We start from the raw sequence: 10056 nt of genomic DNA, 5'->3' as shown, positions 1-10056 counted from the left end.
GGTGGGGTGGCCGGGCCACCCGGGGCGGGATCAGCCGGAGATCTTCAGCCGGGGGAAGACCGTGCGCGCGTTGGTCTCGAAGATGGCCTCGCGGTCGGACCCGCTCAGGAAGTCCATCGCCTCGATGACCGGCTTGAGGTCGTCGAAGGACGCCCCGGTGTCCGGGTTGATGGCCGAGCCGCTGCCCGGCTTCTCGGTGCCGAACAGGCACCGGTCGGCACCCACGGTCTTGAACAGCAGCTCGAGCGAGAGCGGGTTGTGCAGCACGGTGTCGAAGTAGAGCTGGCGCAGCCGCACCTCGAAGCGGGTGCCGTTCGGGTCGCCACCGAGGTTCGGCGACAACGCCTCGGCCTGCCACCGGCCGATCTGGTAGGGCACCGAGCCGCCGCCGTGCGAGACGATGATGCGCAGCCCCGGGAACCGGGCGAACACGTCGCCGCGCAGCAGGCCGAGGATCGCTATCGACTCCTCCGTGACGAAGTGCTCGCTGTAGCTCTCCCGGCCGTTGTTGCAGCCCGAGGAGTGGATGAGCGCGGGCACGTCCAGCTCGACCATGCGCTCCCACAGCGGGTACCAGTACTCGTCGTCGAGTGCGGGGGAGTCGCCCCGGCCCTCGTACGGGTCGGGGTTGAGCGACACCCCGACGAAGCCCAGCTCGTTGACGGCGCGGTCCAGCTCCGGCAGGGCCTCGGTGACCGGGCTGCCGGCGCACACGGGCAGCCCGGCGACCCCGGCGAACCGGGTGGGGTGCATGGCCACGGTGCGGGCGATGAGGTCGTTGTTGGCCTCGATCCACCAGTGCACCACCCGGTCCGGCTTCTCGGACTGCATCTGGTGGAACGGGCGCGGGCACAGCAGCTGCACGTCGGTGCCCACGCTGTCCATGGTCTTGACGTTGCTGGCGGCGGACGCCGCGAGGGCCTCGTCGCTGATGCCAGGGTTGCCCTTGTAGTAGCCGCCGGAGGCCAGCAGGTTGGCCCGGTAGCCGTAGAAGGCGGGTGGTGCGACCAGATGTGCGTGGCTGTCGATGATCACGCCTGTCTCCCTTTGCGTCGAAGTCCGTCGCGCCGAGGCGTCGGCGAGGGCGCTGCCTCGGTGTCGGCGAAGCCGCTACGGCGGCGCGGTCGGCGGGGCCTGGCGATCGGCGGTGCGCCGCTCGCGCGGTTGGCGCCGACGGACGCTGGCCGGCTTCGGCGCCGGCCGCGCGGTCGACCAGCCGGTCGGACCCGCGGTGACCGTGGGGCGGCGCGGTGCCGACCGCGAACCGAGGCATCGTCTCCGATGTCAACTCCCTCTATAGGCTACAGAGCAATGGCGGAAGGTCAATGGCCCCGTGCCGTGGATTCCGCCGCCACCCGCGGGAAACCGTCGCGTCCGGGCGGTGGCCGTCGCGGGCGGCGGAAACCGGCCGTGAGCTGCCAACCGGGCTCGTCGCGCCGGCGCGGCGCACGGTACGGGCGACGGGTCGTTACAACCCTTGCGCACAAAGCGGTTCTAGATAGCCACAGGTGAACTGTGTAGACTATACGGAACGAGAGCCCCCGATGGCTCTCGCCTGAGACGCGCGGGTGGCTCGCACACGACGAGCCCGGCCCCGGACTGTGCGATGTGAATCTGTGAACGCCCGCAGCCAGACGTCGGAAGGGTGGTTACATGCATATCTCTGCGGAGCTCAACAAACGCCTGACCCAGGTGGGACCCGGCACCCCGATGGGTGAGGTGTTCCGCCGCTACTGGATCCCGGCCTGCCTCTCCTCGGAGGTCGGCGAGCCGGACGGTGCGCCCATCCGGGTTCGCCTGCTCGGCGAGGATCTCGTGGCATTCCGCGACTCCGCGGGCGACGTCGGCCTCGTCGACGCGTACTGCGCGCACCGGCGCGCACCGCTGTTCTTCGGGCGCAACGAGGAGTGCGGCCTGCGCTGCGTCTACCACGGGTGGAAGTTCGACACCCTCGGCAACTGCGTGGACATGCCGTCCGAACCGCCGTTCAGCAAGTTCCGGCTGCGGGTCTCCATCAAGGCGTACCCGACGCACGAGGCGGCCGGCGTCATCTGGACCTACATGGGCCCGACCGAGCTGATGCCGCCGCCACCGGACTACGAGTGGATGCGGGCCGGCGCGGACTACTTCCGCATCGACAAGACCGGGGAGCCCTGCAACTTCCTGCAGGCCATCGAGGGCGGCATCGACACCGCGCACTCGTCGTTCGCGCACAACAACGACCTGTCGAACCCGCGGCTGCTGCGTACCCTCGACCCGCACCCGCGGCTCGAGGTTGACGTCAAGGACTACGGGTACACCTACGCGAGCCTGCGCAACATCAGCAAGGACACCACGTACCTTCGGGTGTACCAGTTCATGATGCCGTTCCAGCAGTTCCGCGGCGGCCTGCTGGACATGGAGGGCAACAGGCCGAAGGTACCGGCGATCAACGGCCACATCTGGGTCCCGATCGACGACACGCACACCTGGGTCTTCAACTGGATGTACGTCGCGGACTCCTCGGTCAAGGTCACCGACCAGTGGTGGGACGACCACGAGCACGCGATGGGCCGTGGGCCGCAGGACTTCGTGCCCGGCACGTTCTGGTTGAAGGCCGCCCCGGAGAACGACTTCTTCATCGACCGCGAGGTCCAGCGCACCAAGACGTTCACCGGCATCGAGGGCGTGAACACGCAGGACTACGCGGTGCAGACCGGCATGGGCGCCATCGTGGACCGCAGCAGGGAGGCGCTGGGCAGCACCGACCACGCCATCCAGGCCGCACGCCGGCTGATGATCGAGGCCATGGAGGACGTCGAGGCGGAGCGCCCGCTGCGCGGCACCGACCCCACCACGTACCGGAAGGTGCGCGCCACCGACATGATCGTGCCGCGCGGCTCCGACTGGCGCGACGTGTCCAAGGAGGCGGTCCAGGCGTACTGGTGAGGCACGGTCACCGGCCGGCCGCGTCAGGATGGGCGCGGCCCACGCCGGCGACGGCCCGCCCCGAGGTTCCGACAACTCCCGCACCGGCACGGGAGCATCCGCCCGGTGCGGGTGGCCCATGCCGTCCGGACGGCCCCGGTGGCCGCCCGAGTGACGAGTCGTGAAAGGAAGCGCATGCCCGATTCCGTTGACAAGGAAGGCATCCTCGCCGGCAAGGTCGCCATCGTGACCGGCGGCACCGAGGGCATCGGTCGCGGCATCGCCGAGGCGCTCGGCGCCGCCGGCGCCGGGGTCGCGGTGGTGTCCCGGCGTGAATCGGCCGTCGCCGAGGCGCAGAAACAGCTCGCCGAACTCGGCATCGACGCGCTGGGCGTGGCGACCGACGTGCGCGACGTGTCGTCCGTGGCCCGGATGGTCGACGCCGTGCGCGACCGGTTCGGCGGCATCGACATCCTGGTGAACTCGGCCGGAGGCAGCTTCGGCGACTCGTTCGAGCGCGGGCCCGTCCTCGACCTGCGCCCCGAGGACCTGATCGAGGGGTACCGGCTCAACGTCGTCGGCACCTTCATCTGCACCAAGGCGGTCGTACCCGAAATGCGGGCGCGCGGCGGTGGTTCGGTCGTGAACATCGGGTCGATGGCCGCCTACTCCGCCGCCCGCGGCATGGCCTCCTACGGCGCGACCAAGGCCGCGCTCAACAGCCTCACCAGGTCCATGGCCCGCGAACTGGCGCCGGACATCCGGCTCAACGTGGTCGCGCCCGGGCACATCGACACCCCGCGCACCAACGGCCGCCGGGACGAGGCCAAGCGGGCCCGGCAGCTCGCGGAGACGCCGATGGGCCGCTACGGCACCCCCGACGACGTCGCGGGTGCCGTCCTCTACCTGGCCTCGCCGGCCGCGTCCTGGGTGACCGGCGAGGTCATCCGGATCGCCGGCGGCATGGGCGGCGAATGAGCCCGACCCGGCCGCCGGGACGCGATACCGCCGTTTCCTCAGCAACAAATTTTCCAACCACGACAGGCAGGAGCCGGCATGGCTGAGACGTTCTACGACAAGTGGCTCGGGCTGTGGGACAAGGCCGAGCAGGAGCGCAGGGACGGGCGCCGCAGCATCCACGAGGAGGATCTCGACTGGGTGGAGACGGTGCAGGATCAGCGCGCCGCCCTGCTGGTCTCCCGCGACACCGGGTTCCGCACCTGGGGTGGCACCACCATGGTGGCCGAGATCCCGCCGCACTCGCACACCGGCGCCCACAAGCACGGTGAGGAGGCCATCTTCATCATCCGGGGCACCGGCTTCAGCATCGTCGACGGAGTCCGCTACGACTGGGCCGACCACAGCGTGGTCGCCATCCCGTTCGGCTCGGTGCACCAACACTTCAACACCGGTGACACCGTGGTGCGGTACCTGTCGGTGCTGACCGTGGACCTGGAGCACTACGCCGGGCTGCACCGCACGATGCAGCTGGAAAACTGGGGCCCCACCATCACCGAGCCCAAGGCCGAGGTGTCGCCCGACGGGATGGCGCCCGATGGCCAGTGGCGGGTCGTGCTGCGCGGCGAGGACGCCATCATCAAGCGCGGCGAAAACGACGGCGTACCGGTGCTGCCGGCGGACATGCCGGAGTTCGACCCCGAGCACCCGCTGATTCTGGGCGACGTCGACGGCATGCACGCGCTGCCACCCGGCTTCCACAAGTCGGAGACCCGCAACTACATGCGCATCAACAAGGACATCAACGACTTCAAGCTGAACACCGTCGAGGTCAGCGGCCTGCTGATCGATCCGCCGCACGAGTTCGGCGGCATGCACGCGCACATGGAGGCGCACCTGTACATCATCCAGGGCCACGGGTACTCGCTGGTCAACGGCGAAAAGGTGCCGTGGAAGCCCGGCACCTGCTTCCAGGTGCCCGGTCCGCAGACCCCGCACCGGCACGTCAACGAGTCCGACGAGCAGGCCATCATGGTCCGGGTCGCGTACGGGTTCCGGTACTTCTGGGAGAAGGCCGCCAAGCGCGAGTTCCCGTACCTCTACCTCTCCCCGCGCCAGGGCGTGATGGAGCGCAGCCGCAACGTCTCCGGATCGGGGGCCCGGTAGGGATGAGCATGGACCACCAGCACTCGCACAGCAAGGTCGGCGAGGCGATGGCGGTGACGCCCGCCCGCGGCGACCAGCAGCTCAAGGACAGCTGGGAGCGCATCGTCGTCGACCCGGCCATCAAGGACCGGCTGCTCAACCACGCGCTGATGTCGATCAGCCTGCGCAAGGCGGGGATCAGCGGCATCAGCCTGCCGCTGCACGGACTGCTGCTGCTCAACGGCCTGCCCGGGGTGGGCAAGACGACGCTGGCCCGCGGGCTGGCGTACGCCGTCGCCGAGCAGCTGGCCGACCGGTACGGCATCGTACGGCTGGTCGACGTCAACATGCACCTGTTGCCGAGCGAGCTGCTCGGCCGCACCCAGCGCAACGTGGTGCAGCTGTTCCAGGAGGAGCTGCCGGCGCTGGCCGAGGACGGACCCACGGTCGTCGTCCTCGACGAGGTCGAGGTACTCGCGGTGTCCCGGTCGGAGGCCTCGCTGGACATCAACCCGGCCGATGTCTTCCGGGGCACGGCCGCGCTGCTGTCCGCGCTGGACTGGATCTCCCGTGAGGCGCCCGGGGTGCTGGTGGTCGGCACCACCAATCTGGCCGGGGCCCTCGATGACGCGGTGGTGTCCCGGGCCGACCTGGTCATGGAGTTGCCGCTGCCCGGCCCCGCGGTCATCCGGCAGATCCTCGCCGACACGCTGAACGACCTCGGCCGGCACTTTCCGGCCTGCCGCGAGCTGGCCACCGACGACCAGCTCGCCGAGGTCGCGGAGCTGCTGGGCGGCATCGACGGGCGCCAGGCGCGCAAGTTCGTGGCCGATGCCCTGGCGTCGCATCGCGAAACGGCCATCGACCCGTCGGGGCTGCGGATGGGGACCCTCATCGAGCTGGCCAAGACCCGCAACTGAGCCGGGCGGCGGGCACGCGGACGCCCCGGGTGGCAAGCCGCCCGGGGCGCCCGTGGATCGGCCGCGCCGCCCTGGGTTAGCGGGAGGCCGGTGCGTTCAGATCAGCGTCCGCCGGGCCAGCTCCGCCAGCTCGACGTCCCGCTCGGGGGTGTTCCCGCCGACCGCCACCCCGCCGAACCACTCGTCGCCGATCCTGACCTCGACGCCACCCGGCAGCCCGGTGAGCATCGGGTCGCCCCAGTCGGCCAGCGACTTGCCCAGCTCCGCGTTCTGGTCGCGGAAGAACAGGGTGCTGCGGTGCATGGTCGCCGCCGTGTACGCCTTGCGCATCGCGTGCGTGAGCACGCGGGCGTCGCAGTTCTCCATGCGCTCGGCGTAGATCAGGGCGGCGGCCTCGTCCACCACGGCGATGGCCATGTTCCGGCCGTCGGCGCGCGCCGCCTCGAAGACCAGACGGCGCGCCTCGTGAATCCGGTTCAGCGGCAGGCGATTGATCATCACGCGCCCCCCGCCGCACCGTTGGCATTCGCCGCACCGTTGGCATCCGTCGTAGCGTTGGCATTCGTCGTAGCGTTGGCTTCTGCCGTGCTGTTGGCCTGTGCCGTTTTCGCGCCGGATGGCGGGATGCCCTTGGCGATGAACTGGACGAGGTAGTCCCGGGCGACCAGGCCCAACTCGGTCACCTGCAGGGTCGGTGCGGCCGCGGGGTTGGGAAACGCGGCGGCCCAGACCTCGAGAAGCTCGTCGGCGTAGCGCTGCTGCCCGACCAGCGCGTCGACGTGCAGCAGGTCCGCGTCGGTGGTGCCGGCGGTGGCCATCAGGGTGCGCAGGTTGGTCAGCGCCTGCCGGGCCTGCGGCCCGACGTGCCGGGGCACCCGGCCGGTCGCCGGGTCGCGCCCGTCGATCCCGGAGGTGGTGAAGGTGCCCGCCGTCACGGCGCCCATCGGGATGGGGTCGCGGTGGCCGAGGCCGTCGATTTCGAGATTGCTCCGGTCTCCGCCGATGACGCCGTCGCAGTGCAGCTGGATCGACACGCTCGGATAGTAGAACGTCTTGCGGGAGGGCCGGCTGTGCTCGTCCGGGAACGTGGCCACCCAGGTGTCGACCATGTCGTCGTGGATGTCCCAGCGGCCCAGGTAGACCGAGACGTGCGAGACGTCGCGGGTGGTGGCGCCCGCGGCGGCGAGGAGCGATTCGAGGTTGGTGAAGGCCTGGCGGATGGCCGCGATGTCCTCGGGCTGCCCGCCGCCGGGCAGGTCCGGGACGATGGCCGAGGAGAAGAGATACTCGTCGAGCCGCGCGCCCATCGGCAACGGATCCTTGTGGCGGATGCCCTCGATCTCCAGAGCGGTGCGCGTGGCGCCGCGAACCCCGGCCACGAGCAGTTCGACGGCCACGCCGGGCGGCAGCGCCAGGTGGGTGGTCCGGCGGGCGGGACGGTTGGCTTCCGGGAACATCGCCAGCCACGGCTCGTTGATGAACTGCCGGTACGACCGGTCGGGCGCCAGCACGGTGACGCGGCCGACCTCGTCGGGGGACAGGTCGTGCTCGGCCAGCAGCCGACCGAGGTTGCCGAACGCGTTGTGGAACTGGGCCTGCGCCGATGCCGGCAGTTCGCCGGTCGACGGATCGTTGCCGCGCAACGCGGCCACCGAGAATTGGCGGCCCCGCTCGGCGAAGGCCGCGATCTCCACCTGCTGCATGCTGCTGGCTCCCTGCTCGTGTCGTTGACGCGGAAGATGGCCCACCGACGGCGAACCGCTGGACCTGGACGCGGGATGGGACGGGCCCGGATCGGGCTTCGTAATGGGGATTCGCGCTTCGCGGGTCGTCGCGGGTCGCGTGGCGCGCCGGAGCCGGTGCGTCGTCGTTGGACGGTGCGTTCCGCCGTAGGGTTTGGCGACCTCGAGGTGCGGCGCCGAAGCTGTGCTAAGCCTTGACAGATCCTACTAGCGGTAGAGTATAACCTACAGAATACCGCATCTGAAGTCGTGAAGATCTGAGCCTCGACGAGGGATCTACTGGCTAGGGCCGCTTACGGCCGAGTCGCCGTGACCGGCGAGAACTGCGGAATAAGGAGTGAACGCACGTGCGTGTTGGTGGGTTCAGCTAATGACGACCGTGACGCCGAACAAGCCTCCGGAAACCATCACTGCGAATGTCTTCGACGATGACGACGACGCCGCACCGCGCGGCTTCAAGGAGTTCCTGCGCAAGCGGCAGCGCATCCTGCTCGGCACCCTCGGTGCGGTGGTCGTGCTGGCGGCCTGGCAGGTCTGCTCCGACCTGAGCATCGTCAACCCCGCCTTCGCCAGCAGCCCGTGGGAGATTGTCAAGGCGGCCAAGGACTACTTCGACGGCGGCGGCGGGTGGTACGCACTGGAGATCAGCGCCATCGAGTTCGGCCTGGGCTTCGCCATCTCGTTGGTCGTCGGCCTCCTCGTCGGCATGGCGATGGGCTGGTGGCGGTGGTGCGAGTTCCTGGTCGATCCGCTGGTGAACTTCGGCTACGCGGCCCCGCGTATCGCGCTCGTGCCGCTGCTGGTCATCTGGTTCGGCATCGGTACGCCGTCGAAGGTCGCCGTGGTGTTCCTGTCGTCCGTGTTCCCGATCATCATCAACACCATGTCCGGCGTGAAGATCGCCGATGCCTCGCTGGTGCAGGTCGCCCGCTCGTTCAAGGCGAGCCGGCTCCAGCTGTTCCGCACCGTCGTCATACCCGGTGCGGTGCCGTCCATCGTCACGGGCATCCGGCTGGGCATCGGGCAGGGGCTCATCGGCATGGTCGTCGGCGAACTGCTGGCGTCCACCGCGGGCCTCGGGTACACCATCGAGACCGCCGGCAACAACCTCCAGTCCTCGACCATGTTCGTCGCGGTGTTCCTGGTCTCGGGCATCGGCGTGCTGCTGACCCAGTCGATCCGGGTGGTCGAGCACCGGCTCGAGCGCTGGCGCCCCAAGGCGAGCGGGTAACCGCGGCATCGCCGACAGGCTTCGTGCCCGACAGGCTTCGTGACTGCCAGCCGGCAAGGGACCCCCTCGACGTCCGCCCTATCGCTTCCCCCGGCAGACCCCGGCGCCCCCACCAGTCTTGGAGACGGAATGTCCGAAGTAATCGAAGCGAATCAGAAAGACGCGCGCAACGCGGGTGCGGCGACGGACCGGGCCCGGTCAGGCTCCGGATCCCTGGTGATCGATCACGTGGGCATCACGTTCACCGCGCGGCGCGACAACAAGCGCTACCGAGCCATCAAGGACGTCTCGTTCGAGGTGCGGGAGAACGAGTTCTCCTGTGTGGTCGGGCCCAGTGGCTGCGGCAAGTCGAGCCTGCTGCTGGCGGTGGCCGGGCTGATCCCCATCTCGCACGGCGCGATGTCGTTCGCCGGTACGAAAATCGTGTCGCCCGAACGGGATCGGGCGGTGGTGTTCCAGTCATCGTCGCTGCTGCCCTGGCGCACCGTCCTGGCCAACGTGACGTACGGGCTGGAGATGATGAAGGTACGCAAGCGGGAGGCGCGCGAGCGCAGCCACCGGGTCATCGAGCTGGTCGGGCTGAAGGGCTTCGAGGGCCACTACCCGCACGAGCTGTCCGGCGGCATGCAGCAGCGGGTGAACCTGGCCCGGGCGTTGGTCGTCGACCCGCAGCTGCTGCTGATGGACGAGCCGTTCGCGGCGCTGGACGCGCAGACCCGCGAGGTCATGCAGACCGAACTGCTGCGCATCTGGGGGCAGATGCGCAAGTCGGTGATGTTCGTGACGCACCAGATCGACGAGGCCGTGTTCCTGGGCGACCGCGTGGTGGTGCTGTCCAAGGGACCCGGCACGATCATCGACGACATCGTCGAGGTGAACTTCCCCCGGCCCCGTACCGACGAAATCAAGCGCACGCCCGAATTCCTGGCCCTGGTCGACCGGATCTGGGACTGCATCCGCGGCGGTGCCTCGGTCAGCCCCTGACCGACCGACTCCTGACCGACCGGCGGCGGCCGGTGGCGGCCACCGGCCGGCGGGCGGCACGGTCGCGCGTGGCCCGGTCGCGCGTGGCCGCCCGGGCCCGCGTGGCGCCCGCGACGAATCCGCACCCGATCCCGGTCGCCGGAGCATCCGCGACCTTCTTGTCCCGTCC

Annotated in this window: 9 protein-coding genes; 6 read left to right on the top strand and 3 right to left on the bottom strand. The window is 69.7% G+C overall.

Annotation, left to right across the window (positions count from 1 at the left end; translation table 11 throughout):
- Positions 1–30: 30 nt before the first annotated feature.
- A complete protein-coding gene (locus ABEA87_RS40450; protein WP_345639020.1) occupies positions 31–1035 on the bottom strand; it encodes an amidohydrolase family protein in 1005 nt (334 codons plus the stop codon).
- 618 nt (positions 1036–1653) lie between these two features.
- Here ABEA87_RS40450 and ABEA87_RS40445 point away from each other — a divergent pair.
- The 4 genes from ABEA87_RS40445 to ABEA87_RS40430 all read left to right on the top strand — a co-directional run bounded on the left by ABEA87_RS40445 (position 1654) and on the right by ABEA87_RS40430 (position 5930).
- Positions 1654–2928: a Rieske 2Fe-2S domain-containing protein gene (locus tag ABEA87_RS40445; RefSeq protein ID WP_345639018.1), complete on the top strand. Its 1275-nt coding sequence runs from the start codon at positions 1654–1656 to the stop codon at positions 2926–2928.
- Positions 2929–3102: 174 nt separating this feature from the next.
- Positions 3103–3885, top strand: coding sequence for an SDR family NAD(P)-dependent oxidoreductase (locus ABEA87_RS40440; protein WP_345639016.1), 783 nt, complete (start codon positions 3103–3105; stop codon positions 3883–3885).
- A 78-nt stretch (positions 3886–3963) separates the two neighbouring features.
- Positions 3964–5031 (top strand): cupin domain-containing protein, encoded by a 1068-nt coding sequence (locus tag ABEA87_RS40435; protein WP_345639014.1) that lies wholly within the window; start codon positions 3964–3966, stop codon positions 5029–5031.
- Between the two features lie 8 nt (positions 5032–5039).
- Positions 5040–5930: an AAA family ATPase gene (locus ABEA87_RS40430; RefSeq protein WP_345639012.1), complete on the top strand. Its 891-nt coding sequence runs from the start codon at positions 5040–5042 to the stop codon at positions 5928–5930.
- A gap of 96 nt (positions 5931–6026) precedes the next feature.
- On the opposite strand, the gene ABEA87_RS40425 is transcribed toward ABEA87_RS40430, so the two are convergent.
- Positions 6027–6428 (bottom strand): GlcG/HbpS family heme-binding protein, encoded by a 402-nt coding sequence (locus tag ABEA87_RS40425; protein ID WP_345639010.1) that lies wholly within the window; start codon positions 6426–6428, stop codon positions 6027–6029.
- Complete coding sequence (locus ABEA87_RS40420; RefSeq protein ID WP_345639008.1) at positions 6428–7633, bottom strand: RidA family protein; 1206 nt, start codon at positions 7631–7633, stop codon at positions 6428–6430. The genes ABEA87_RS40425 and ABEA87_RS40420 overlap by 1 nt, the downstream gene beginning before the upstream one ends.
- A gap of 409 nt (positions 7634–8042) precedes the next feature.
- Here ABEA87_RS40420 and ABEA87_RS40415 point away from each other — a divergent pair, with 409 nt between their 5' ends.
- Together ABEA87_RS40415 and ABEA87_RS40410 are read left to right on the top strand one after the other, a co-directional pair.
- The gene (locus ABEA87_RS40415) at positions 8043–8903 is read left to right on the top strand and encodes an ABC transporter permease (RefSeq protein WP_345639006.1); all 861 of its coding nucleotides are present in this window, start codon (positions 8043–8045) and stop codon (positions 8901–8903) included.
- Between the two features lie 216 nt (positions 8904–9119).
- A complete protein-coding gene (locus tag ABEA87_RS40410) occupies positions 9120–9887 on the top strand; it encodes an ABC transporter ATP-binding protein (protein ID WP_345639004.1) in 768 nt (255 codons plus the stop codon).
- Positions 9888–10056: the final 169 nt, after the last annotated feature.

The sequence above is a fragment of the Rugosimonospora acidiphila genome, from assembly GCF_039543385.1.
In the GTDB taxonomy this organism is placed as follows: domain Bacteria; phylum Actinomycetota; class Actinomycetes; order Mycobacteriales; family Micromonosporaceae; genus Rugosimonospora; species Rugosimonospora acidiphila.
This window is presented reverse-complemented; position numbering and strand designations above follow the sequence as displayed.

What these genes read in the sequence shown, in the direction of transcription:
- ABEA87_RS40430 (WP_345639012.1), top strand. Translation starts at nt 5,040, where the DNA reads ATGGACCACCAGCACTCGCACAGCAAGGTCGGCGAGGCGATGGCGGTG.
- ABEA87_RS40445 (WP_345639018.1), top strand. Translation starts at nt 1,654, where the DNA reads ATGCATATCTCTGCGGAGCTCAACAAACGCCTGACCCAGGTGGGACCC.
- ABEA87_RS40425 (WP_345639010.1), bottom strand. Translation starts at nt 6,428, where the DNA reads ATGATCAATCGCCTGCCGCTGAACCGGATTCACGAGGCGCGCCGTCTG.
- ABEA87_RS40440 (WP_345639016.1), top strand. Translation starts at nt 3,103, where the DNA reads ATGCCCGATTCCGTTGACAAGGAAGGCATCCTCGCCGGCAAGGTCGCC.
- ABEA87_RS40420 (WP_345639008.1), bottom strand. Translation starts at nt 7,633, where the DNA reads ATGCAGCAGGTGGAGATCGCGGCCTTCGCCGAGCGGGGCCGCCAATTC.
- ABEA87_RS40415 (WP_345639006.1), top strand. Translation starts at nt 8,043, where the DNA reads ATGACGACCGTGACGCCGAACAAGCCTCCGGAAACCATCACTGCGAAT.
- ABEA87_RS40435 (WP_345639014.1), top strand. Translation starts at nt 3,964, where the DNA reads ATGGCTGAGACGTTCTACGACAAGTGGCTCGGGCTGTGGGACAAGGCC.